Annotated in this window: 23 protein-coding genes; 12 read left to right on the forward strand and 11 right to left on the reverse strand. The window is 69.5% G+C overall.

Going from position 1 to position 23,870, the window contains the following annotated elements; translation table 11 throughout:
• Positions 1-24 precede the first annotated feature (24 nt).
• The 4 genes from H1W00_RS04030 to H1W00_RS04045 form a co-directional block, all read right to left on the reverse strand.
• The gene (locus H1W00_RS04030) at positions 25-297 is read right to left on the reverse strand and encodes a DUF7218 family protein (RefSeq protein ID WP_181753822.1); all 273 of its coding nucleotides are present in this window, start codon (positions 295-297) and stop codon (positions 25-27) included.
• 58 nt (positions 298-355) lie between these two features.
• Positions 356-1,339, reverse strand: a complete 984-nt coding sequence (metX, locus tag H1W00_RS04035) for a homoserine O-acetyltransferase MetX (RefSeq protein ID WP_181753824.1) — start codon at positions 1,337-1,339, stop codon at positions 356-358.
• A gap of 3 nt (positions 1,340-1,342) precedes the next feature.
• Complete coding sequence (locus H1W00_RS04040; RefSeq protein WP_181753826.1) at positions 1,343-2,632, reverse strand: bifunctional o-acetylhomoserine/o-acetylserine sulfhydrylase; 1,290 nt, start codon at positions 2,630-2,632, stop codon at positions 1,343-1,345.
• Between the two features lie 92 nt (positions 2,633-2,724).
• Positions 2,725-4,047, reverse strand: coding sequence for an ATP-dependent 6-phosphofructokinase (locus H1W00_RS04045; protein WP_181753828.1), 1,323 nt, complete (start codon positions 4,045-4,047; stop codon positions 2,725-2,727).
• A gap of 72 nt (positions 4,048-4,119) precedes the next feature.
• Here H1W00_RS04045 and H1W00_RS04050 point away from each other — a divergent pair, with 72 nt between their 5' ends.
• On the forward strand, positions 4,120-5,181 hold the full coding sequence (locus H1W00_RS04050; RefSeq protein WP_181753831.1) for an alpha/beta hydrolase fold domain-containing protein: 1,062 nt from the start codon (positions 4,120-4,122) through the stop codon (positions 5,179-5,181).
• An 89-nt stretch (positions 5,182-5,270) separates the two neighbouring features.
• On the opposite strand, the gene H1W00_RS04055 is transcribed toward H1W00_RS04050, so the two are convergent.
• Positions 5,271-7,406 carry an Ig-like domain-containing protein gene (locus H1W00_RS04055; protein WP_181753833.1) on the reverse strand — a complete coding sequence of 712 codons (2,136 nt, stop codon included), beginning with the start codon at positions 7,404-7,406 and terminating at the stop codon, positions 5,271-5,273.
• A gap of 182 nt (positions 7,407-7,588) precedes the next feature.
• Here H1W00_RS04055 and H1W00_RS04060 point away from each other — a divergent pair, with 182 nt between their 5' ends.
• Together H1W00_RS04060 and H1W00_RS04065 are read left to right on the forward strand one after the other, a co-directional pair.
• Entirely contained in the window at positions 7,589-8,191 is a 603-nt protein-coding gene (locus H1W00_RS04060) for a TetR/AcrR family transcriptional regulator (RefSeq protein WP_181753835.1), read from the forward strand.
• Positions 8,188-8,979, forward strand: a complete 792-nt coding sequence (locus tag H1W00_RS04065; protein WP_181753836.1) for a TIGR03084 family metal-binding protein — start codon at positions 8,188-8,190, stop codon at positions 8,977-8,979. The genes H1W00_RS04060 and H1W00_RS04065 overlap by 4 nt, the downstream gene beginning before the upstream one ends.
• A gap of 48 nt (positions 8,980-9,027) precedes the next feature.
• Here the strand turns inward: H1W00_RS04065 and H1W00_RS04070 are convergent, their stop codons facing one another.
• Positions 9,028-9,729: a hypothetical protein gene (locus tag H1W00_RS04070; protein ID WP_181753838.1), complete on the reverse strand. Its 702-nt coding sequence runs from the start codon at positions 9,727-9,729 to the stop codon at positions 9,028-9,030.
• A 96-nt stretch (positions 9,730-9,825) separates the two neighbouring features.
• Positions 9,826-10,479 (reverse strand): hypothetical protein, encoded by a 654-nt coding sequence (locus H1W00_RS04075; protein WP_181753840.1) that lies wholly within the window; start codon positions 10,477-10,479, stop codon positions 9,826-9,828.
• A gap of 136 nt (positions 10,480-10,615) precedes the next feature.
• Between H1W00_RS04075 and H1W00_RS04080 the strand changes: the two genes are divergently transcribed.
• Genes H1W00_RS04080 through H1W00_RS04090 form a run of 3 tightly spaced genes read left to right on the forward strand, consistent with a single transcriptional unit; the run spans position 10,616 to position 12,052 of the window.
• Positions 10,616-10,972: a nuclear transport factor 2 family protein gene (locus tag H1W00_RS04080; RefSeq protein WP_181753842.1), complete on the forward strand. Its 357-nt coding sequence runs from the start codon at positions 10,616-10,618 to the stop codon at positions 10,970-10,972.
• A gap of 2 nt (positions 10,973-10,974) precedes the next feature.
• Entirely contained in the window at positions 10,975-11,502 is a 528-nt protein-coding gene (locus H1W00_RS04085) for a DUF1990 family protein (protein WP_181753844.1), read from the forward strand.
• 34 nt (positions 11,503-11,536) lie between these two features.
• Positions 11,537-12,052 carry a hypothetical protein gene (locus H1W00_RS04090; RefSeq protein ID WP_181753846.1) on the forward strand — a complete coding sequence of 172 codons (516 nt, stop codon included), beginning with the start codon at positions 11,537-11,539 and terminating at the stop codon, positions 12,050-12,052.
• A 7-nt stretch (positions 12,053-12,059) separates the two neighbouring features.
• Here H1W00_RS04090 and H1W00_RS04095 read toward each other — a convergent pair whose 3' ends face one another.
• Entirely contained in the window at positions 12,060-13,001 is a 942-nt protein-coding gene (locus H1W00_RS04095) for a DUF1214 domain-containing protein (protein WP_181753848.1), read from the reverse strand.
• A gap of 14 nt (positions 13,002-13,015) precedes the next feature.
• A complete protein-coding gene (locus tag H1W00_RS04100; protein ID WP_181753849.1) occupies positions 13,016-13,273 on the reverse strand; it encodes a GlsB/YeaQ/YmgE family stress response membrane protein in 258 nt (85 codons plus the stop codon).
• Positions 13,274-13,381: 108 nt separating this feature from the next.
• On the opposite strand from H1W00_RS04100, the gene H1W00_RS04105 reads away from it, so the two are divergent.
• A complete protein-coding gene (locus tag H1W00_RS04105; RefSeq protein ID WP_181753851.1) occupies positions 13,382-14,164 on the forward strand; it encodes a hypothetical protein in 783 nt (260 codons plus the stop codon).
• A 52-nt stretch (positions 14,165-14,216) separates the two neighbouring features.
• Here H1W00_RS04105 and H1W00_RS04110 read toward each other — a convergent pair whose 3' ends face one another.
• Entirely contained in the window at positions 14,217-16,580 is a 2,364-nt protein-coding gene (locus H1W00_RS04110) for a P-loop ATPase, Sll1717 family (RefSeq protein WP_181753852.1), read from the reverse strand.
• Between the two features lie 1,023 nt (positions 16,581-17,603).
• Between H1W00_RS04110 and H1W00_RS04115 the strand changes: the two genes are divergently transcribed.
• Genes H1W00_RS04115 through H1W00_RS04125 form a run of 3 tightly spaced genes read left to right on the forward strand, consistent with a single transcriptional unit; the run spans position 17,604 to position 20,412 of the window.
• Complete coding sequence (locus tag H1W00_RS04115; RefSeq protein ID WP_181753854.1) at positions 17,604-17,834, forward strand: hypothetical protein; 231 nt, start codon at positions 17,604-17,606, stop codon at positions 17,832-17,834.
• Entirely contained in the window at positions 17,831-18,943 is a 1,113-nt protein-coding gene (locus tag H1W00_RS04120) for an alcohol dehydrogenase catalytic domain-containing protein (protein ID WP_181753856.1), read from the forward strand. Before H1W00_RS04115 ends, H1W00_RS04120 begins: the two co-directional genes overlap by 4 nt.
• Positions 18,944-18,945: 2 nt before the next feature.
• Entirely contained in the window at positions 18,946-20,412 is a 1,467-nt protein-coding gene (locus tag H1W00_RS04125; protein WP_338072822.1) for an NAD-dependent succinate-semialdehyde dehydrogenase, read from the forward strand.
• Position 20,413: 1 nt separating this feature from the next.
• On the opposite strand, the gene H1W00_RS04130 is transcribed toward H1W00_RS04125, so the two are convergent.
• Complete coding sequence (locus tag H1W00_RS04130) at positions 20,414-20,794, reverse strand: hypothetical protein (RefSeq protein WP_181753860.1); 381 nt, start codon at positions 20,792-20,794, stop codon at positions 20,414-20,416.
• Between the two features lie 102 nt (positions 20,795-20,896).
• Between H1W00_RS04130 and H1W00_RS04135 the strand changes: the two genes are divergently transcribed.
• The gene (locus tag H1W00_RS04135; protein WP_181753862.1) at positions 20,897-22,624 is read left to right on the forward strand and encodes an acyclic terpene utilization AtuA family protein; all 1,728 of its coding nucleotides are present in this window, start codon (positions 20,897-20,899) and stop codon (positions 22,622-22,624) included.
• A complete protein-coding gene (locus H1W00_RS04140) occupies positions 22,621-23,772 on the forward strand; it encodes an acyl-CoA dehydrogenase family protein (RefSeq protein ID WP_181753864.1) in 1,152 nt (383 codons plus the stop codon). Before H1W00_RS04135 ends, H1W00_RS04140 begins: the two co-directional genes overlap by 4 nt.
• The last annotated feature ends 98 nt before the right edge of the window (positions 23,773-23,870 follow it).

Here is a 23,870-nt window from a genome sequence, read left to right on the forward strand (position 1 = left end):
CCTTCGGGCCGGCCCCGAGGCACGTCAGGAGTTGCGCAGGGAGTCGATCAGCTCGGACTTCCTCTGGCTGGAGTAGCCGGTCAGGCCGATTTCCTTGGCGCGCTTGCGCAGGTCGGCGACGGTCCAGTCCTCGTAGGCCGGTGCCTTCCCGCCGCGCTTGCCGACGGCCTTCTTGCCGTCACGGGCCGCGGCGTTCGAGATGCGCGCCGCCTTCGACTTGGATGCGCCGTCGTCGCGGAGCTCCTCGTAGAGGTCGGGATTCTTCAGACTCGACGGTGCCTTCTTCTTCGGTGCCATGGGATCTCCTCTCGATCCCACGACACCACGAACCGCGCGCTCCCGCGACCGGACGGGCTCAGTGCTCGAGCAGGTCCCGGGCGAGCGCTCCGACCTGGTCGTGCTCGATGAGGAAGCCGTCGTGCCCGTGCGGCGAGCGCACCACGGCGAGCGGCTCGGCCGTGGGGATGAGATCGGCCAGCTCCTGCTGCTGGTACGGCGGGTACAGCCGGTCGGAATCGATCGCGGCGACGACGGTGCGTGCCGTGACGCGACCGAGGGCCGCCTCGAGACCACCGCGGTCGCGCCCCACGTCGTGGCTGTTCATCGCGTCGCCGAGGGCGATGTACGACCACGCGTCGAAGCGCTTGACCAGCTTGTCGCCGTGGTGCTGCAGGTACGACTGCACCGCGAAGCGGCCGTCGGACTGCACGGTGCGACCGAACCGCTCGGCCAGCTCGGCCTCGCTGCGGTAGGTGGTGTGCGCGATCCGCCGCGCCAGCTCGAGGCCCGCCTCGGGTCCCGCGGCACGGATGATGTCGGCCTGCGTGGACGTCCAGGCGATCTGCTCGGCCGACGCGTAGGCCGACGAGGCGAGCAGGAAGAGGCGCTCCACGCGCTCGGGGTGCGTGACCGCCCACTCGACCGCGCGCATCCCTCCCGCCGAACCGCCGATCACGGCGTGCCAGCGGTCGATGCCGAGGTGGTCGGTCAGCATCGCCTCGGCGGCCACCTGGTCGCGCACGGTGATGGCGGGGAAGCGGTTGCCCCAGACGCGCCCGTCGGGGCCGGCGGAGGCCGGGCCGGTGGTGCCCTTGCAGCCGCCCAGGATGTTGGCGGCGACGACGAAGAACCGGTCGGTGTCGATGCCCAGGCCGGGTCCGACGACCTCGTTCCACCAGCCGTCGGAGCCGGCGACGATCGAGTCTCCGGTGAGGGCGTGCAGCACGAGCACGGCGTTGTCGCCGGTGAACTCGCCCCACGTGTCGTACGCGACCTCCAGACGCGGGAGGACCTCACCCCCTTCGAGGGTGAGGTCTCCCAGCGGCTGAACGGTGGTCACGGCTTACTTGGCCGCCCGGAACCCGGCGTCGAGGTCGGCGAGGATGTCGTCGATGCCCTCGATGCCGACCGCGAGGCGGACGAGTCCGGGGGTGACGCCGGTGGCGGCGTGCTCCTCGGGCGTGCCCTGCGAGTGGGTGGTGCTGGCCGGGTGGATCGCCAGCGAGCGGACGTCGCCGATGTTCGCGACGTGGCTGAACAGCTCCAGCGCGTCGATGAAGCGGCGGCCGGCGTCGACGCCACCGGGCAGCTCGAACGTGAGCACCGCGCCCGAGCCGAGGGGCGTGTACTTGTCGGCGAGCTCCTTGTAGGGGTTGCCCTCGAGCGACGCCCAGGTGACCTTCGCGACGTCCTCGCGCGCCTGGAGCCACTCGGCCACCTTGCGGGTGTTCTCGATGTGACGCTCGAGGCGCAGGCTCAGGGTCTCGAGACCCTGGGCGATGAGGAACGCGTTGAAGGGGGAGACGGCGGGGCCCACGTTGCGCAGGTACTGCACCCGCAGCTTGGCGATGTACGCCGCCGGGCCGAGGGCCTCGCTGAAGACCAGGCCGTGGTAGCTGGCGTCGGGGGTGGTGAAGCCGGGGAACTTGTCGCCGTGGGCGGCGTAGTCGAAGGTGCCGCCGTCGATCACGACGCCCGCGATCGCGGTGCCGTGGCCGCCGATGTACTTCGTGGCCGAGTGGACCACGGTGTCGGCGCCGTGCTTCAGGGGGTTCAGCAGGTACGGCGTGGCGACGGTGTTGTCGACGATGAACGGGACGCCGACCTCCTTCGCGACCGCGCTGATGGCCTCGAGGTCGAGGATGTCGCCCTTCGGGTTGCCGATGGTCTCGCCGAAGAACACCTTCGTGTTCTCGCGAGCCGCGGCACGCCATGCGTCGGGGTTGTTGCTGTCCTCGACGAACGTGACCTCGATGCCGAGCTTGGGGAACGTGTGGCGCAGCAGCGAGTCGGTGCCGCCGTAGAGGCTGGCCGACGCGACGATGTGGTCGCCGGCCTCGGCCACGTTGGTGAGCGCGCCGGTGGTGGCGGCCTGGCCCGAGGCCACGAGCAGCGCACCCACGCCGCCCTCGAGCGCGGCGAGGCGCTGCTCGACGACGTCCTGCGTCGGGTTCATGATGCGCGTGTAGATGTTGCCCGGCTCGGCGAGGGCGAACAGGTCTGCGGCGTGCTGGGTGTCCCGGAACTGGTACGAGGTCGTCTGGTAGATCGGCAGCGCGCGCGCACCCGTGGCGGGGTCGGGCGTCTGGCCGGCGTGGATCTGCTTGGTCTCGAACGACCAGTGCTCGCTCATGGGTGCTCCTTCAGCATCGGGTGTCAGTGCGAGCCTGTCACCGTTCGGCGGGTCCTTCCGGCCGTCTCACCATGCGAGAGTCACGTCCGGGATCAGGACATGTTGAAGGGCTGCGCCGTCGATTCGAGCACCGAGAGCCACAGGTCGCCGTCGGGATTGACGTTCTGCGTGTTCTTGACGACCACCGAGATCGGCACGTGGGCGAAGCGGTGCCGGGGGCGGCCGATCACCATGTCGGTGCGGCCGGCCATCGCGGCGTGGACGGCGGCCTGGGCCAGCCGGGTGCAGTAGACCGAGTCGGCGGCGTCGGCCGGCACCGAGCGGATCATGTAGCCGGGGTCGAAGTACCGCAGCGTGAGCGGCTCGTCGTGGTCCTTGAAGTCACGAGCGATCTGGGCGCGCAGGAAGCCCGCGAAGTCGCCCAGCACGGTGTTGCCGCTGGCGTCGGTGCGGCGGCTGGCGGGGGTGAGGTGCTGCCCGGCCCCCTCGGCCAGCACGATGACGGCGCTGCCGCGCTCCTTCACGCGCTTGCGCAACGTGGCGAGCAGGCCGTTCTCCCCCTGGAGGTTGAACGGCACCTCGGGGATCAGCACGAAGTCGGCGTCGTGGTTGGCCAGGGCGGCGTAGCAGGCGATGAACCCGGCGGCGCGACCCATGACCTTGACGACGCCGACGCCGCCGATGGCCGCCTCGACCTCGACGCGGGCGCCCTTGATCGACTCGGCGGCCTTCGCGTAGGCCGTCTGGAAGCCAAAGCTGGTGCCGATTAGGGGGATGTCGTTGTCGATCGTCTTCGGGACCCCGACGACCGCGATCGGCAGCTGGCGCGCCAGGGCCTCCTCGGCGATCGCGTGGGCGCCGCGCATGGAGCCGTCGCCGCCGATGACGAAGAGGATGTCGATCTCGCGGTGCACGAGGTTGTCGACGATCTGGGGGATGTTCTGGCTGCCGCGGGACGAGCCGAGCACGGTGCCGCCGCGATCGGTGATGGTCTCCACGAAGGCGGGGGTCAGGGTGATGGGGTCGGGCGCCTTGCCCGGGACGAGGCCCGCGTAGCCGTTCTTGAACCCGGTGATGTCGGTGACGCCGTAGTGCTCGAACAGCTCGAGGACGATCGCGCGGATCACGTCGTTGAGGCCGGGGCACAGGCCGCCGCACGTGACGATGCCGACCTTGGTCTTCTTGGGATCGAAGAAGATCTTGCGGCGCGGCCCGCCGGGCTCGAACGAGGGGACCTCGGTCAACGGGGTGTCGCCGCGCGCCGAGAGCAGGGAGATCGTGTCGTCGATGAGGACTCGGTCGGTCTCGGCGACGTAGTAGGCGTTGGTGGCGCGAGCCGCGACATAGTCGGACAGCGGCGAGTCGTACTTGCACTCGCCGAGGGTGCGAACCTGCAGTTCCTCGAGCGTCACCACGGTGACAGGCTATCGGAGCGCGTGCCCCCGCTGACAGGACGCGGAGAACCGGCCGGTCGATAAACTCGGGGCGTGGACACACCGCCGGACCCTCGACGCGGACGCCGCCGCCCGATGCGGGCGGTGCACACCGCCGCGGTCCTGCACGACGCCCCCACCCCGCTGGCCCGCATGATCGGGCGCGGAGCGCGGATGACGGTCAAGCCGCTGCTGCGCCTCGCGCCGGTCGACGAGCGCACGATGCGCCGCCTCCAGCGCTTCTCCTCGGTGGTGAACCGCGGCGCGTCCGAGGACATCACGGTCGAGATCGGCGACATCGGCGGCGTTCCCGGTGAGGTGATGACGCCCGGCGACGGGCCCACCACCGGGCTGCACCTCCTCTACCTCCACGGCGGCGGATTCTTCACCGGCAGCGTGCACTCGTACCGCTCGATGCTCGAGGAGATCGTGCGCGCCACCGGCGGGACGGTCTACGCGATCGACTACCGCCAGCTGCCGGTGGGCGGCATCGCCGACTCGGTCCAGGACGCCATCGCGGCCTACGAGGACGTGGTGGGCCGGGCGCCCGACGCGGGCAAGGTCGTCGTCGCGGGCGACTCCGCCGGCGGCTACCTGACCATGAAGGTGGCCGAGCTGGCCACGCGTCGCGGCCTGCCGGCCCCGGCCGCCCTGATCGCGTTCTCGCCGCTGCTGAGCCTCGAGCCCGACCGCCAGGACAAGAACGTCATGCGCGTCGACAAGGTGCGCGAGGCCGTGCTGCCGATCGCGCGCGTCGCGGCGCTGCGCCGGCTCTGGCTCCCCGAGGGCGACATCATCGAGGGCTTCGCCGACCCGCTCCACGCCAGTGCCTACATCCACTCGCCCACGCACCTCGTGGCCGTCGAGGACGAGTTCCTGCGGCCAGAGGTGGAGGCGTTCGCGCTCCTGCTCGACGACAAGGGCGTCGAAGTCGACGTGCACCTGTGGCGCGGACAGGTGCACGCCTTCCCGATCATGGCCGGGCACCTGCCCGACGCCGACCTCGCGATCGAGCTCGCCGCGGAGTTCGCTCTGCGTCACATCGGCGAGCCGCCCGCCGTCGAGGTCGAGGACGCCGACGCGCGTCCCGAGACCCTCGAGGGCGAGATGGCCTGACGGTTTCCCCGGTTAACCGGGGAAACCGTCACTTCGCGAGGTTCGCGAACCTCGCGAAGTGACAGGAAACCTCCGTCAGTGGGTGCGGGTCAGCCGATGACCTTCACCTTGATGACGTGCAGCTTGCCGTGCTGCGTGTAGCCGAGGTTCCACGAGCGGGTGGCGCTCGTCGTCATCGACATCGTCACGCCGAGGGCCCACGTGTTCTTGCCGGCCTTCTTGAACGGGACCGAGCCGCGGTGCGGCTTGCCCGGCGCGGGGGTGGCGTAGACGTACTTCGCCTTGGATCCGCGGACGCGAATCGTGTAGGTCTCGCCGTGACGGACCTGGAAGACGCCGTTCTTCCGCTTGGCGCCCTGGATCGTGTAGGCGGCGAGGCGGTACGAGATCCGCTTGCTGCGGACGTTGCCGGCGACGTCAGTGGCCTTCGCGGTCACGACGACCTTGCTGCCGCGACGCTGCGTGGTGACCTTGCACGTCTTCACGCCCGAGAGCGAGTCCTTGGCCGAGCACTTCGGCGTGGGGGCGTCGAAGTAGCTGTGACCGGGCTTGACGCCCTTGACGCCGACGCTCGGGGCGCTGCGATCGAGCTTGACCGAGGCGGTGACGGTGGCGACGCCGCCGTCGGCGGTGTGGATGGTGCGGGACACCCGGCTGGCGCCCTGGCGGGACACCGTGACGGGCTTCGGGCAGGCGGTGGCCAGCTCGGCGCCCTTGGTGTCGCAGGTGAACGAGACCGTGACCGGCGTGCGGTACCAGCCGCCGCGCGACTTCTGGGCCGAGCTCACGTGGCTCGTGATGGTCGGGTTCGAGCGCGAGGTCGACGCGGAGGAGGCGTTGAAGTCCGTGCTGCCGGTGTACTCGGCCGAGACGCCGTGCGCCGTGTCGGTCGGCACGGTGAAGTCGAGCTTCGCGATGCCGTCCGCGAGGGCGGCGGTGCCGACCTTCGTGCCGTCGACGCGGAACGTGACGTCACCGGTGGGGGTGCCGGCGCCCGGCGCGACCGGCGCGACGGTGGCCGAGAGCTCGGTGGGCTTCACCGAGAGCTTCGTGGTGGTGTTCGCGGCCGTGACGGTCAGCGAGGCGCTGCTCGTGGAGCCGAGGTGGTGGGCGCTCGCGGGGACGTAGGTCGCGGTGACCTGGTGCGAGCCGACGCCCGCGCCGAGCTCGGGGCTGGACGCGAGGCCGTCGGAGTCGACGGCGACCGGGGCACCGACGTCGGCGCCGTCGACCGCGAACTGGACCGAGCCGCCCGCCGCGGCGACCGTGCCCGCGATGACGTCGACAGTGGCCTGTGCGGTGGTGGTCTGGCCGGTCACGACGGCGGCGTCAGCGAGGTCGAGTGCGACCGAGCTGGCGATCGCGCTGACGGCGATGTCCTGGCTCACGGTCGGGGCGGCCGAGTAGCCCGTGGCCGCGGCCTGGTTCGCGTCGATCGTGCAGGTGCCGACGGCGTCGAACGTCACCGTGGTGCCGTCGACCGAGCAGACATCGGAGGTGGCCGACGAGAAGCTGACCGCGTTCTCGGACGCGCCGCCGGTCGCCGCGACCGTGTACGTCTGGCCCGGGTACGCGGGGCTCGGAGCGGCGGAGGTGAACGTGATGGCTTGCGCTTCATCGACCTGCACGAGACCGGAGCAGGTCTCACCGAGGCGCAAGGTGGCCTGGCGCGCCATGGGGAACCCGTTCGCCACGGCAGCGAAGTTGGGGGTGAGGGAGATGAAGTACTCGTGCCCGAACGTGTGGGCCGTCATGTCCAGGACGGTGAGGTCGTCGCGCACGTAGGTCGCGGAGAGATCCATCGTGGCCGGATCGACCGACCAGATCGCGCTCTGACGCCGCGCGACCGACGGTGAACCCGCGGCGAGGGGCTCCTGCATGCTGAGGAAGGTGTACTGCGGATCCGTCCCGGTCATCGGGTAGGCGGCCGCGGAGTCGTCCACGCCGAGCACGCTTCCGTCCCGACCCTCGATCGCCATCTGCTGCTGGGTCCCTGCCGAGACGGAGACGCGCAGTGCTCCGTCGGTGGACTGGCTGATCCCCGGGAGGTCGCCGTAGGCCTGGATCTGGGTGGACGCGCAGCCGATGATGGTGTCGCCGACGATCACCTGGACGCGTCCGGTGAACGTCTCGGGGGCCGCTTGGGCGCTGGCGGGCATGAGGGCCACAGCGGCAGCGAGGCCGACGGCCGCACTGGTCGCGACGGAGGTGACGCGTCGATACATGGAGATTCGCTCTCGAGTGGGGGTACGGAGCGCTCACCCCGCGTGTGTGCGACTCTAGGTTTTCCCGCCGGCCCCAGAAGGTTGTTTACGTATCAACCGTCACAAGTGACTACGCCTCCAGTCCGGGGAGGGAAGAAACCAACAGGCTTGACTGTAAGTGAGGGGTCGAGGATGCTGGGCCAGTGACCGAAAGCCCCACGAGGACCCCGCAGCCCGAGCGCACGCGGCTCATGCGCCAGCGGCTCCTCGAGGCCACGGTCGACTCGCTGGTGGAGGTCGGCTGGGCCGGCACGTCGACGACGGTCGTGAGTCAGCGCGCCGGGGTCAGTCGCGGTGCGCAGCTGCACCACTTCCCCAGCAAGCAGGACCTCGTCGTCGCGGCCGTGGAGTACATCGCCGAGCGCCGCCGCGAGGAGCTGGCGATCGACCCGGACGAGCTGCCCGAGAGCGGGCGCACCCGGGTGGTCCTGGGCCTGCTGTCCCACCTCGTCACCTCGCCGGCGTTCCTCGCTGCGCTGGAGCTGTGGGTCGCGGCGCGGACCGACCCCGACCTGCTGGAGAAGGTGGCGCCGTTCGAGCGCCGGCTGGGCCGCGAGACGCACGCGCGCGCCGTGGAGCTGCTGGAGGTCGACGAGTCGCGCGGCCGCAACCGCCAGCTGGTCCAGGCCACGCTCGACCTCCTGCGCGGCCTCGGCCTGGCCGCCACGCTGACCGACGACTCCGCACGCCGGGCCTCGATCCTCGACGCCTGGGCCGACACCCTCGACCGAGAACTGGAACGATGAGCAAACTCGACACTGTCCTGGACGACCTCGCCGCGGAATCGCTGCAGCTGGACGGGTGGGTCGCCGGCCTGACGCCCGACCACTGGGGCACCGTCACCACCCCCGAGGGCTGGACCGTCGCCCACCAGGTGGCGCACCTGCACTGGACCGACGTCACCTCGACGTACGCGATCAACGACAAGTCTGCGTTCGACGCCCTGATCGTGGCGGCGCTGGAGGATCCCGAGGGCTACATCGACCAGGCCACCGACGAGCTGGCGCAGGAGCCGCCGGAGTCGCTGCTGCCGGCGTGGCGCCAGGGTCGCAGCGACCTCGTCGAGGCGCTGCAGTCGGTCCCCGACGGTAACAAGATCCCGTGGTTCGGACCGCCGATGAGTCCCGTCTCGATGGCCACCGCGCGGCTGATGGAGACGTGGGCCCACGGGCACGACGTCGCCGAGGCCCTCGGCATCGCGGTGCCGCGCACCGACCGCGCCAAGCACGTCTGCCACATCGGCGTGCGCACCTTCGCCTTCACGCACCAGATGCGCGGCGAGGAGCCGCCGGCCGTCGAGCCGCGCGTCGAGCTGACCGCGCCGTCGGGCGAGCTGTGGACGTGGGGCCCCGAGGACTCCGAGGAGCGCGTCACCGGCGACGGCTGGGACTTCGCCCTCCTCGCCACCCGGCGCCGCCACCGCTCCGACGTCGACGTCACCGCCACCGGCCCCGCCGCCGACCACTGGCTCGACATCGTCCAGGCCTTCGCCGGCCTCCCGGGCAACGACCCCCGGCCGCTGGCCGAGCGCTGAAGTTTCCCCCCCATAGTCAGGGGAAGCCCCGCTCGTTTGGCGACCTCGTCAGGCGGAGGCCTTCTTGACCTTCTTCACGGCGGTGCGCGCCACGGCCTCGAACTCCTGGGTTCCCGTGCCGCCGCCCAGCTGGAATGTCGCCAGCATGACCAAGGTGTGGTCGACCCGGACGATCGCCATCGGCAGGTCGATGGTCTGCCCCTCCGTGGTGGCGCGCATCGTCAGCGCCACCGTGTCGTCGCCCAGGTCAGGGAAGGGCAGGTCGGAGATCACGTAGTCGGTCCTCACGCCTCCGGCGCCGTCGATCATGGTGTAGAAGTCGCAGCCCTTCAGCGCGCTCTTGAACGACTTCATCGACTTCACCGCGTCGTCACCGCCCTTCGAGCGGATCGTCTGGGTGAGGAAGGGGCCGTACTCGCTCTTGGAGAAGGTGACCTCGGCCTCGCCGGCTGTCAGGGTGCCGTCGGTGTTGGTCAGGCCGGCCGTGAACTCCTCGCACCCGGGGTCCTCCGAGGTCGTGCGCGAATCGTCCTCGCCGCCACCCTCGAAGTCGGAGTTGAAGCTCCAGCCGTCGGGAAGGTCGTTGACGGTGAGCAGCGCCTTCTGGATCTGGACCTCCGTCAGCAGCTCGGAGGGCGCTTCCTCGACGACGGCTCCGTACTCGTCCGGGTCGACACCCGGGCCCGAGGGTCCGCACCCCGCGAGGACCAGCGCGGACGAGACGACGAGGGCGAGGACAACGGACTTCACGTACGAGAGCCTAGGCAACCAGCGTCCGCTCGTTCGCGGATTGCGCCGTTCCGCACGAGGGCCCGACCGATGGCCGGGCCCTCGTGCTTCTGCGGGTCAGCTCCGCGAGTACTTCACCCACGGCGTGAACTTGCCCTTGTACGGCAGGTGGTCGACGCGGGCCGGCGTGAACGGCTCGTAGCCGCTGGCGTCGATGTAGCCGGACTGGATGGTCCGCACGTTGACGCGCACGTGCTTCGGGTGGAAGAGGCAGCCCTTCTTCGGCTTGACGTGGACGACGACCAGACCGTGCTCGAGGTCGTACCGCTCGCGCACCGTCTTGCCGCACGTTCCGGGGAACGGGTACGTCACCCAGCTCTTGCGGTGCTTCTTCGACCCCTTGAGCGCGCGGAAGCCGCCGTCGCCGGGGATGCCGACCTCGTCGGCGAACTCCGCGCCGGGCGACGAGGCGTTCGTGTCGAGCAGCAGACGGAACTCGCCGACGGGTGTCGACTCCGCCTCCCAGTCGACGGCCTTCATCCTCACCGTGATCCGCACGCCCTTGGCGTTGTTGACGACCTTGACCTTGTGGAGGTCGAGTGCGCTGGAGCCGCCGCCTGCGGGATCCGGTGTGGTGGCCTCGCGCGCCTGGGCGCCCGGCGCCGCGGCGAGCAGGCCGACCACCAGCCCGAGGGACAGCAGGAGTCCGCGGGCGCGACGGTTCCTCCCGGAGACGTGGTCGGTGTTCGTGGTGATTCGATCCCTGGGCATGGGTCTCTCCATCTGTCGAGCCGCTGGTTCTCCAGTGGAGAGCGGCGCGCGGGCGAATCCGTACCTGGGTCGCGTGACGACTTTCGCCGCCGAGCAGGACTGGCGAGATGCTCGGCGCGTTGGCAGAGTGCCGTCCATGACCACCCAGACCCGGCTCGAGGTCCTCGACCGCTATCTGGAGGGCTTTCGTCGCAGCGACCACGCGATGGTGCTCGGCTGCCTGACGGACGACGTGGTGTGGCACGTGCACGGCCTGCGCACCACGCGCGGCAGGGCTGAGTTCGACACCGAGATCGAGAACCCCGACTTCGATGGCAGCCCGGAGCTGACCGTGAACCGGACGACCGAGGCGGGCGACGTCCTCGTGATCACCGGGACGGGAGCCGGCCGTCACCGGCAGGCCGGGCGGTTCTCCTTCGTCTTCTGTGACCTGTTCACGTTCCGCGGCGACCTCATCGCCGAGGTCGAGTCGTACGTCGTGCCGGTCGGCTGAGCATGGTCGACGTCCTCCCCGCGAGCGAAGCGGATCGGCTGCGGGCCGCTCCGTTCACCTACTCACCCGTGGGCGCGACGCCCGCGCCGCAGCCCGGCTTCCACCACTTCACGAGGCAGCGCACGCTGACTCGGCGGGACTTCGCCGGAGCCGTCGAGGACCTCCTCGCATGGCGCGTGCAGGAGCGGTCGGGGCTCCACGTGAGGGCGTCCGACGCCCGAGCGCAGGTCGGAACGGTCGTGCAGATGACCCTGGGCCTCGGCACGGTCGGCGTGAAGATCCCCTGCCGGGTGGTCCACGTCATCGAGGAGCCCGACCGGGCGGGCTTCGCCTACGGATCCCTGCCGGGACACCCGGAGTCGGGGGAGGAGTCCTTCGTCGTGGAGCGCCGCACGGACGGATCGCTGACCTTCACGATCGCTGCCTACTCACGGCCCGCCACCCGGCTGGCGCGGCTGGGCGGGCCCCTGACGACGCTGGTCCAGACCGCGATGACGCGCCGGTACCTCCGGGCCCTCGACCGGGTCTGAGCCCGGCGTCCCGCGGTCGGTAGCCTGCTGGCCCATGGACCCAGTGAGCGACGCGACGGCCTCCTCCTCGAGGATGCGCACGCTCCTGGTGGACGACATCGGCGCGCCGATCGAGGGGACAATCGTCAGCGCGGCGACCGTGACCGTGGCCGGCGCGCACGCCGAGCACACCTCCGGAGTCTTCCTCGCGTGGGCGGTCGTGCTCGTCGTCTACTGGCTCACCCACGTCTACCTGCACGCGCTGCGCGACCAGCTCCGCCGCCAGGCCGACCCGCTGCACCGGCGCCTCGCCCGCCACGTCGGGCTCCAGGCCGGCGTCCTGCTCGGCGGCGTGCCGGTGATCGTCGCCTACCTGCTGGCCGTCGCCCTCGGTGCCTCAGGCAGCACCGCGATCTACCTGTGCCTGATCTGGACGATCCTGCAGCTGGGCGTGGGAGTGCTGCTCGCCTCGCTGAGCGCGGGGCTGAGCGTTCGCCGCGCGTCGGTCGAGGCCTTCATGGCCGGCCTGCTGGGGTTGTTCCTGGTGGCGGCAAAGGCCCTGCTGCACTGAGCGCGGCTCAGGAGACCGGGACGAGCGCGGGCACCTTCCACGTGCCGTCGTGGATCTCGGGGCGCGGCCGGTAGAGCCGCACGAGGAAGTTCCAGCCCTCCGGCGTGGGGATCGCGTTCGGCACGTCGGGTCCGAAGTCGCCGAAGCGCACGGTCACGGACCCGTCCTCGTTCGGCACGCCGACGATGTTGTTGATGCTGTAGGAGTCGCGGTCGTTCTGGGCGAAGAAGCCCTTCGCGTCGTAGACCGAGATCGACCAGAAGCCGTCGACGGGCACGTCGGCCATCGTGAGCTCGTACGGGCCGTCGCCGTCGGGCTGCACGCCCACGTAGGCCGCCTCGGAGGACGGCAGGCCACCCCAGCCGGCGGCCGTACCGATGAGGTGTCGGACGGGGTCGACCTCGTCGGGCCGGCCGAACGTCCGATCGAAGCTGGAGAGCCCGGCGGCGAGCTTCAGGAGCGCGTCACGGGTGGCGTCGAAGCTGGCCTTGTCGTAGTCGTCGAGCGCGAAGGGCACCGCCGAGCCGGCCTGGATCGAGAGCGTGTCCTGCAGGCGGTTGACCTCGGCGACGTCATCGGGGTCCTGCGAGTCGACGAGGATCCGGATCGCGAGCGCCGCGTAGCGGCTCCCGACCTCGTTCTGGGTGAGCCGGTGCGGGCCGGCGGCGTGCAGCACGAGCGGGACGAAGTGACCCTCGTTCACGAGCATCGCCGACAGGTAGCGCTCGCCGCAATCGGGCAGGGTGAGCACCACGTCCTGCGCGAGATCGACGACCGCGAAGCTGTAGAGCGTGTCGCGGTTGAGCCGCACCACGAGCTGGTTCTCGATGGGGGAGGGCTCCCGCACGTGCGAGAACACGTTGACCGCACCGGCCTCCGCCTGGAAGTCGTGGAACATGCGGGCGGTCTCGGCGCCGACGAAGTTGTCGGCGTTCACGTGGAGGGCCATGGTGGCTCCGGCGATCAGGCGCGGCGCGTGGAGAGCGCGCCCCAGGCCGCGGTGACGACGATGGCGCCGAGGAAGGAGCCGATCAGTCCGCTCGCGCGGAGCTCCAGGCCGTCGCCCGCGATCAGGCTGGCGACGAGTCCGCCGAGCAGCGAGCCGATGAGGCCGGCAGCGATCGCCAGGGTCCAGTTCACCGACTCCATGCGGCGGCCGAGCGCCATCTGGGCGAGGCCGCCGACGAGGATTCCGAACACGATGATCGCGAGGATGAGCATGGCGCAAGGCTAGGGCCTCCCCGGGGTCGAGGGACAGAGGGCCGTGTTCCGCGGTTCTCCGGCGCTCGACGGCTCGTCGTCGAACCCTCGCGGACCTACGCTGAACGCATGTCCCACGCGCCGGTGGAAGCTCCCGGGCCGGTGCTGACGCGCTCGGCGCGGATCGGCGGTGTCGTCGTCGGAATGCTCGTCCTGGTGGCCGGCGGCGTGGCCGTGTTCCTCACCGACAACGAGCTCGGCTCCACCGCCCTGGTCGCGGCGGGCGTCGCGATCTGCGCGCTGTCGGTGTTCGGCAACCGGCTCGAGGCGATCGAGGCAGCAGGCGTCCGCTTCGAGCTGGAGCGCCGTGCGCGCAGCGTGCGCCAGCAGGCGGCCCGGGCCCGGGCGGCCGGCGACGCCGAGCAGGCGCAACAGCTCGAGCGCCGCGCGGAAGGACTCCTCGCGGCGGCCTCCCTGGTGGGGTCGCGCTACGAGCGCCTGCGCGAGACCGAGCCCTCCGGGTGGGACCGCACCTCCCGCATGGAGGGCATCCTGCGCGATGCCCGCGCCCTCGACACCGACGCGCTCTCGGCCGACGACGTGGCGCGGATCTTCGCCGGCGGGTCGGACGGCGACCGCATCACCGCACTGGCGCTCATCGAGGCCGACCCGCGGCTGGCGAGCGCCGACGTCCTGGCCGACGCGATCGGCGACAGTCGCTCGACCTTCGAGCAGTACCACGCACTGGTCGCCACCGAGCGTGCGTTGACGCACCTCTCGTCGGCGGAGCGGACGCGCCTCGGCACCGCGGTGGAGACCCTGCTGGCGGGGCCAGTCGGTGAGCGGACCTCCGACCGCCGCACGGTCGCGCGGCGCATCCTCGAGGGACCCGGTCCTAGCGAGCGTGGCTGAACTGCTTGCCGCGAATGCAGGACAGCACTACCTGCGCGAGTCCTGGAGTGATCTAGCTACGTTCCTCGATGAGCAGGTGCCGCCGGTATGCCGGATGAACTTCGTACAAGCGGGGTCCACCTGCTGTCTTCTGAAGCTTGGTGGCGAGAATGTGCGCCTTCTGCATCTCGCCCGGCGTGCCCCCGAAGTCGAACGACCCAGGCGCGACCTGGAGGCCTAGGAATCCATGCTGGCGCAGGATTCGAATGTACTCGGAGTGAGCTTCCGTGGGCAGGCCGCCTTCCTCAAGGACGTCGCGGAGCTCGCCCTCAGACAGTTGGGCATTCTCGCCGACGAAGGACATGAGCAGTTCCTCCATGTCGATGCCTACCGCGACCCCCTCGACCAAGAGAGCCTCGTAAGCGAACTGGCTGTAAGCGCTCTCAGCTTTGTCAACGTCTACCGAATCAATGATGTGGTTTCGCGCGTTCGTAGCGGCGAGGACGGCGGCGTTGGCGAAGAAAATCAGGTCTCGCGGCCTTGGCTGCACGCGCGACAAGATGTACTCGCGCGATTTGATTCCACGAATCTCTGGAGCGAAGTACTCGGTCCACAGGTCTGACGGTGAAGACTTGCCGTTACGGGACGCCATGAATCGGTCCTCAAGAACGCGGGAAAGGAGGTCTGTGTCGCGCCATTCGATCTCTGATGCGGCGATCTTGTCGGGCTCGCGTGCCTGAGTCCGCACGTAGGCGTAGATGTCGCTCCGAAGGAAAGCCGTGAGCGTGAACCGCAACTTCTTTTCGTCCTTACCGGATTCGCGTGCAAACTCGTCCGAAACTCGTCCCACGGCAGTGAGCAGCCCGAAAATGACCGAGGACATAGTTTCCAGGTCGGCTCCGCGCTCCCAAGCCTTGTCAAGGTTATCGATCAGCACCGCCACCCGCCGCTTGTCGGCCAGAGCGGTCGTCAGCAGGTTGCGCAGTCTCCCAATGTGGCCGCCATAGAGCGCTCGACCGATCGTCCGTCGCGTCTCCTCGATTCCGGATTGCTCGACTAAGTCGTCGAAATTGACATCCAAGTTCTGGAGGAGATCTTCGAGGCGCGCCGAAAAGGAGGCATTGTGCCCGTGATGCACTTGCTCGAGGGCCGTGCGGACGTCATCAATCGCTGATCCCGCGAGAACCCCCGCCGGTGTGGCCTCGACCTGGCGAATTAGCGCACCAGCGACTTCTGTGTACAGGAGATACTTCCAAACGCCCTCAATCAGGTAGGTCCCGATGTGCGAGACGCTGATCTTTTGTAACAGATCACAAAGCGCCTCCAATTCGTAGGAAGCGGGTTTGATAACGCAGACGAGATTGCGGGCATCATCGCGAAGTTCTGACGCGGCGCGAAGCATGCTGGCGGTCTTGCCGGTTCCTTTACGTCCCGTAAAGATCGTTGCAGTGCCTTCCTTGACATCGAGGAAATCCCGCGTCTCGACGAAGTATGTTTCTAGCCCGGTCGCGTCAGCCTCGGCGACGTGATTCCCGAATCGGAGCGCTGCCAGTTCGGCGGGGAGATGCTTCCTTATCCTGCTGGGCGCATTCCGTTCGAACTTGAGGCCCGTCAGCCAAGTTTCGGCGCGCTCGACCAAGTTGCGCGAGTTTGTGAAAGCGATGCGCAGATCCCGGAAGTCCATGGCGACGGGCTCTTTGCTGTGCATGACGAGGCGAACTTGATGTGACATTCCAAGTGCGATTCCCGACAAGAGCGCACAACGGCGGTTTGAGGTCTCCGACAGATATGCCTCTGGGGGCGTCAGGTGAAAGAGCGCGAATGGACTGTTGTAGATCTGCTGCGTCAACCAGGCAAGAGGCGAAGTGCCGTGTTCATCGAGTTCGAGTCGGAAGACGCGAAGGCTCTCATGTCGCTCGACGAGTCTCGAGAGCGCACGAGAAGATTCGTCCTCCCGCATGCTTGGTACGTACAGGAGTTGGTCGGGGATAACGGGGTTGTCCACTTCGCCAAGCAGAGAGTCCAGAAGCGGTGGCGGCGGGTTCGCAACTAATTCGGTGATCGACGCGAGGAGCTGGTCTGAATTGACATACCCCGTGTAGCCAGTTGTCGTGAGCAATGCAAACTCGCGAAAGAGCCTGTCGGTGGTCTGATTGTCCTTCTCGCGAGTTATCACCACTCGCTTCCCGGACCCGATCGCTACCCCGAGTTCGAACAGGACGTTGTTGTTCAGGCTTGTGACGTCGAAGATCCCAATTGAGCACTTCGCGATCGCGTCGAGGATGTCATTGATGATCAGTTTCCCGTCGACCTTCAGGTCCTCCCACGGAACTGACTGGGCTACATTGGCAAACTCTGCGACGCGATTGGAGACGCGCTGAAGGCACTCTCGAGCGTTCGTGTCGGACTCGGCGTAGCCAAAAAAGAGGTGCTCCACCGCCGCAATCTAACTGACGGACTCTCATGGCGAGCCGATTCGTACAAGTCGTTGTCCATTGACCGCATCGCTCTTAAGGCCACGGTTCATTGGTTGCACCTGGTACGCGTGCTGCGAGCACTCGCAGGTGCGATGGCTTGATGGCTCGATTTACACGGGTGGCTCGACGCAGCGCACTCCCTATGCCGGTCGAGAAAGTTAAAGACTTCGAGGGCCCGGCTTCCTGTGAGATGACGCTGCCGGGGCCTCCGCCCGTGAGCCGACTTTGGTTCGACATGTTGCGCGGGCGCCGCACCACGCCGTCAGTTGCGCGTTGCGAGCTCCATCGCGCCTGAGATGTGCTTAGCCCCGTTCGCAGTGGAGGGAACAATCACTTCCTGCAGATCCCGACCCGTCTTTCATCTCGGCGTCCTCGGGCTGCTCCTGATCTAGAGGCCATAGCCGCGGCAATCGCGTGCCGGAAATTTGCGATTACCACGTTCTCCGGCACGTGTCAAACTCTTCCCTTGACAGCGCCGATGACACGTGCCATCCTAGGGGCAACGACGCATGATTCCTTCGGAACGGAGGTCCTGAATGCCCGATAACTAAGAGAGGAGTAACGGAAATGATTGAATACATCATTCTAGTGTTGGTACTGACAGCGTTTTTGGATGCGCTTAAGAAGTGAGACGAACGCAGGTGCGAGGCTGGCCAACCGGTTGCTTTGCCCACGTGTTGCGGGCGTCGGTGAACGGATGCTGGCCTTGCTCCTGCGTACGGGGCTAGTGCCCAGCGAGGGTCCTCGGCGTCACCGCTCTGGGTTGCGTTGGAGAGAAATGCGGCCGCGGTCGACGGGAAACGCCGTCGGGAGGGCGGAGGGTAGTCTTTCGGCTCGCATCTGTGAGGCAACCTGCCTCTGGGCAGAAGGCTGAGCCATTGACGTGCGTCGGTTCGCAATGATCGGCACTCGTCCTTCGCAGCATCGCGGTGCGCTGAGAAGCCGTAGGGGCGTGTCTCTCCCGCGCGTAGATCATCGCGCTCGTGGACACCGCCATCGCCAGCGGTGCGCCTCTGGCGGTAGTTTCCATGCGCAAGACCCTGCGCGGGTCGCTCGCCGACGACGTGGCCCAGATCTTGGACCACGAGATCAGCGAGCACGCATGGTGTCGGCAGACCGAGGCTGCGCCAGCATCGCGGCGAACCTCGAACGCCGCGAGGCCGTGTTCGTGGCCCGCTGATCGTCCCCCGCTGATCGACGAGGAGCAGAAGTGAAGATTCGTGGCGCCGTCCTGGAGACCATCGGGGCATCGAGCCCCTTCGAGCAGTCCCGGCCCCTGCGGGTGGCCGAGCTCGACCTGGCCGAGCCCGGGCCCACCGAGGTGCTCGTGCGGGTCGAGGCGGCGGGGGTGTGCCACTCCGACCTCTCGGTCGTCGACGGCAAGCGCCCGCGCCCCGTGCCGATGCTGCTCGGGCACGAGGCCGCCGGTCGGGTCGAGCAGGTCGGGGCCGAGGTCACCGACCTCGCCGTGGGCCAGCGGGTCATCATGACGTTCCTGCCGCGCTGCGGTGAGTGCGCGGGCTGCGCGACGGACGGCATGGCGCCGTGCGTGCCCGGCTCGGTGGCCAACGGTGGCGGCGAGCTGCTCGCCGGTGGCAGCCGGCTCACCCGCGACGGCTCGCCCGTCACGCACCACCTCGGCGTCTCGGCGTTCGCCACCCACGCGGTCGTGGACCATCGCTCGCTCGTCCCCGTCGACGACGACGTGCCGCCGAACATGGCCGCCGTCCTCGGCTGCGCGGTGCTCACGGGCGGCGGCGCGATCATCAACGTCGCGAAGCCGACGCCGGGCCAGACCGTGGCCGTGGTCGGCCTCGGCGGTGTCGGCCTGGCGGCGGCGCTGACCGCGCTGTCGTACGAGGGTGTGCGCGTCGTCGGCATCGACCCGCTCGAGCACAAGCGCGCTGCCGCGCTGCAGGCCGGCGTGCACGAGGCGCTCACACCGGCCGAGGCGGCCGAGTCGGGCTTCAAGGCGGACGCCGTCATCGAGGCCGTCGGCAGTGGCCGCGTCTTCGCCGCCGCGATCGCGCTCACGGCTCCCGGCGGCAAGACGATCACCGTGGGACTGCCGGCGCCCGACGACACGATTGAGCTGTCGCCGCTGGCCCTCGTGGCCGAGGGCAAGACGCTGGTCGGCAGCTATCTCGGCTCAGCCGTGCCGAAGCGCGACATCCCCGTGTTCGTCGAGCTGTGGCGTGCCGGACGCCTGCAACTGGAGCACCTCGTCAGCTCCACGATCGCGCTGGACGACATCAACCGCGCCATGGACGACCTGGCCGACGGGTCCGAGCTGCGCCAGATCATCGACTTCACGAAGGAGTGAGCGTGAGCGTCGCCGACTTCATCGAGTCCCTGCTCTCCGGCCACCCGGCCGACCTCTACCTCGACGGGCGCTGGACCCCGGCCTCGGGCGGAGCCACCTTCGCCGTCGAGGACCCCGCCACGGGCAAGATCATCACCGAGGTCGCCGAGGGCACCCCCGCCGACGGCCAGGCCGCCCTCGCCGCGGCCGACGCGGCCCAGGAGTCGTGGGGCGCCACCACGCCGCGCGAGCGGGCCGACCTCCTGCGCGGCGCGTTCGACCTCATCACCGCGCACGCCGACGACTTCGCCCGGCTGATCACCGCCGAGATGGGCAAGTCGCTGGCCGAGGCGCGCGGCGAGGTCACGTACGGCGCGGAGTTCCTGCGCTGGTTCTCCGAGGAGGCCGTGCGCATCGACGGCCGCTACGGCACGCTGCCGTCCGGCAAGCTGCAGATGATGGTCGACCGGCGTCCGGTCGGGCCGTCGCTGCTGATCACGCCGTGGAACTTCCCGCTGGCGATGGCCACCCGCAAGCTCGGCCCCGCCCTCGCCGCCGGCTGCACCTCGATCGTGAAGCCGGCCGAGCTGACGCCCCTGACCACCCTCGCCGTGGCGAAGGTGTTCGAGGAGGTCGGCGTACCGGCCGGCGTGATCAACGTGCTCACCACCACCGATCCCGCGGCCACGACCGGGCCGCTGCTGTCCGATCCGCGCCTGCGCAAGCTCTCGTTCACCGGCTCCACGCCCGTGGGCAAGGCGCTGCTGGCCCAGGCCGCCGCGGGGGTGCTGCGGTGCTCGATGGAGCTCGGTGGCAGCGCCCCGTTCATCGTGTTCGAGGACGCCGATCTCGACGCGGCCGTGGACGGCGCGATCGCCGCCAAGACCCGCAACATCGGCGAGGCCTGCACCGCGGCCAACCGCTTCCTCGTGCACCGCGACGTGCACGACGAGTTCGTCACGCGCTTCGCCGCGCGCATGGGCGACCTGCGCGTGGGTGCCGGCGACGAGCCCGGAACCGACCTCGGTCCCTTGATCGACGACCGCAGCCGCGAGCGCGTGCACGGCCTGGTCTCCGACGCGGTCGAGCGCGGGGCGCGGGTCGTCGTGGGCGGCGAGCTGCCCGACGGCCCCGGTCACTTCTACCCCGCGACGGTCCTGTCGGGTGTGGATGCGCGGTCCCGCGTCGTCACCGAGGAGATCTTCGGCCCGGTCGCGCCCGTGCAGTCGTTCGCCGACGAGGACGAGGCCGTCGCGCTGGCGAACTCCACCGAGTACGGACTGGTCGGCTACGTCTACGCGAAGGACCTCGACCGGGTCATTCGGATCGCGCCCCGGCTGCAGTTCGGGATGCTCGGCGTCAACGCCGGCGTCGTGTCCGACCCGGCCGCCCCGTTCGGTGGCGTGAAGCACTCCGGTCTCGGCCGCGAGGGCGGTCGCGAGGGCATCGACGAGTACCTCGAGTACCAGTACGTGGGCATCGCCCGCTGACTCAGGACAGGGCGACGACGCCCGACAGCAGGGCCAGGACGACGCAGGCCGGCGCCATCACCAGGCGCTCTGGCCGGCTGCGCGATGCGAGGTTCATGGCGATGCCCAGGGTGAAGTAGCCCGTCACGACCCAGGCCGCGATCTCGACGGTGCGGTCGGAGACGCCGAGCGAGATCAACCCCGCCCGCGCCAGCAGGATCGCGCCGATCACGACGTAGATCGCGACCGAGAGCGCGCTGCCCACGCGCAGTGAGGTCGGCAGCACGGTGTGCTGGCCGCCCCACGCGAACCGGCCCCACGGCGCCCCGAGGGCGAGCGCGACCTGGAAGGCGGCCAGGGCTGTGAGCAGGAGGCAGGCCGCGAGCGCGGCGGTGGTCACCATGGCGCGAGCCTAGAGGTGGCCGGGGGACGGCGGCTGCGACGACTCCTCGATGAACTTACAATCAGGCTTGACTGTTTCTATGTGAGGCACGACACTGGTCACGTGCGTACCCTTCGTGTCGGCAACTGCTCGGGCTTCTACGGCGACCGCCTCTCCGCGATGCGCGAGATGCTCGAAGGCGGCGAGCTCGACTACCTGACCGGCGACTACCTCGCCGAGCTGACGATGCTGATCCTTGGCCGCGACCGGATGAAGAGCGCCGACCTGGGCTACGCGAAGACCTTCCTCACGCAGGTCACCGAGAACCTCGCGCTGGCGAAGGAGCGCGGGGTGAGGATCGTCGCGAACGCAGGCGGTCTCAACCCCGCCGGTCTCGCCGCCGCGATCCGCGAGGTGGCCGCCGAGCAGGGCGTCGAGGTCTCCGTCGCGCACGTCGAGGGTGACGATCTCGTCGCCCGGGCGGCCGAGCTCGGCTTCGGCGACGCGCTCACCGCCAACGCCTACCTCGGAGCGTTCGGCATCGCCGAGGCGCTGCGGGCCGGTGCAGACATCGTGGTCACCGGCCGCGTCACCGACGCCTCCGTGGTGGTCGGCCCCGCGATTGCCGAGTTCGGCTGGGACCGCGAGGACCACGACCGGCTCGCCGGCGCCGTGGTCGCGGGACACGTGATCGAGTGCGGCGCCCAGGCCACCGGCGGCAACTTCAGCGGCTTCCGCGACATCGACACCTCGCGACCCCTCGGCTTCCCGATCGCCGAGATCGCCGAGGACGGCGGGGTCGTGGTCACCAAGCACGAGGGCACCGGCGGCGCGGTCACCGTGGACACCGTCACGGCCCAGCTGGTCTACGAGATCCAGGACCAGCGGTACCTGAACCCTGACGTCATCGTCGACCTGACCAGCATCGACCTCGCCCCCGACGGCGATGACCGGGTGCGGATCTCGGGCGTCCGCGGCACCGCGCCGCCGGCCACCACGAAGGTCTGCCTCAACGCGTTCGGTGGCTTCCGCAACAGCGTCGAGTTCGTGCTGACCGGCCTCGACATCGAGGACAAGGCCGCGTGGGTGCGGGCGCAGATCGAGTCCGCTCTCGCGCCGAGCCCGCCGGCCGAGATCGTGTGGGACCTCGCCCGCACCGACAAGGCCGACCCCGCCTCGCAGCCCGAGGCCGCGGCGATCCTGCGCTGCCACGTGAAGGACGCCGACCAGAACGCGGTGGGCCGCGCGTTCAGCGGCGCCGCCGTCCAGATCGCCCTCGCGTCGTACCCCGGCTTCACGATGACCGCCCCTCCCGGCCGCGGCGCCCCCTACGGCATCTACCGCGCCGCCCACGTGCCCCAGGCCGACGTGCCCCACGTCGTCGTCCACGCGGACGGATCCCGGACCGAGGTCGCTCCGCCCGCCACCTTTTGTGACGGCGTTCGGCCCGTGGCTCCCTCAACGGGCGAAACGCGTCACAAAAGTTGGGCCGAAGGAGGTGAGTTCCGCGAGATCCCCCTCGGACGCCTCGTCCACGCGCGCTCGGGCGACAAGGGCGGCAACGCGAACGTCGGCGTGTGGATCCCGGCGGCGCACCCGCGGCGCGACGCGGCCTACGCCTGGCTCGAGGAGCTCCTCACCGAGGAGCGGATCCGCGAGCTGCTCCCCGAGGCGGCCGACCTGGAGATCGACGTCCACCCGCTGCCGAACCTGGCGGGCGTGAACGTGATCCTGCACGGACTGCTCGGCGAGGGCGTCGCCTCGTCCACCCGCTTCGACCCGCAGGCCAAGGCGCTCGGTGAGTGGCTGCGCGCCCGCGTCGTGCCCATCCCCGAGGAGCTGCTCGCATGAACGCCTGGAACACCCCCGAGCGCGACGCGCTCCGCACCGCCGTCGAGGACTTCACCCGCGCCGAGATCGCGCCGCACCTGCCGCAGTGGGAGGACGACGGCGAGCTCCCGCGCGAGCTGCACCGCCGCACCGCGAAGGCGGGGTTCCTGGCGATCGGCTTCCCGGAGGAGGTCGGCGGCGACGGCGGCGACATGATCGACTCGGTCATCGCCACCGAGGCGATCATGGCCGCCGGCGGCTCGACCGGCCTGCAGGCCAGCCTGTTCACCCACTCGATCGCGACGCCGCACATCATCGACTCGGGCGATACCGACCTCATCGACCGGTACGTCCGGCCCACGCTGGCCGGCGAGATGATCGGCTCGCTCGGCGTCACCGAGCCCGGCGGCGGGTCGGACGTGGCTAACATCCGCACCCGCGCCGTGCGCGACGGCGACCACTACGTCGTCAACGGCGCGAAGACGTTCATCACCAGCGGCGTCCGCGCCGACTTCGTGACCACCGCCGTCCGCACGGGCGGCGAGGGCCACGGCGGCATCAGCCTGCTCGTCATCGAGAAGGGCACGCCGGGCTTCACGGTGGGCCGCAGCCTGCGCAAGATGGGCTGGCACTGCTCCGACACTGCCGAGCTCTCCTTCGAGGACGTGCGCGTGCCGGCGGAGAACCTCGTCGGCGACGAGAACGCCGGCTTCTACTACATCGCGCAACAGTTCGTCGGCGAGCGCATCAACCTCGCCACCCAGGCCTACGCCACGGCGCAGCGCGCCCTCGACCTCGCCGTCGCCTACGCGAAGGAGCGCGAGACGTTCGGGAAGCCGCTCATCGCGCGCCAGGTGATCCGCCACAAGCTCGTGGAGATGCACTCGCGCACGGCCGCCGCACGGGCGCTCACCCGCCAGGTCGTCGAGCGCTCGCTCGACACCCCGAAGTCCGATCCCACGCTGATCCTCGACGCGGTCGTCGCGAAGAACGAGGCCGTCGCGTGCGTGGAGTTCGTCGTCCACGAGGCCGTGCAGATCTTCGGCGGCATGGGCTACATGCGCGAGTCCGAGATCGACCGCCACTACCGCGACGCCCGCATCCTCGGCATCGGCGGCGGCGCCACGGAGGTCATGAAGGACCTCGCCGCGAAGCTGCTGGGGTACTGACGTGACCCGCGCCCGGCCGCCCCTGTGCCACTTTTGGAAAGGGATGCACGCAATTTCGTCCGCAGACGGTGCAACGCTCTCCACAAGTGGAGAGGGGT

The sequence above is a fragment of the Aeromicrobium phoceense genome (assembly GCF_013868155.1).
Lineage (GTDB): Bacteria > Actinomycetota > Actinomycetes > Propionibacteriales > Nocardioidaceae > Aeromicrobium > Aeromicrobium phoceense.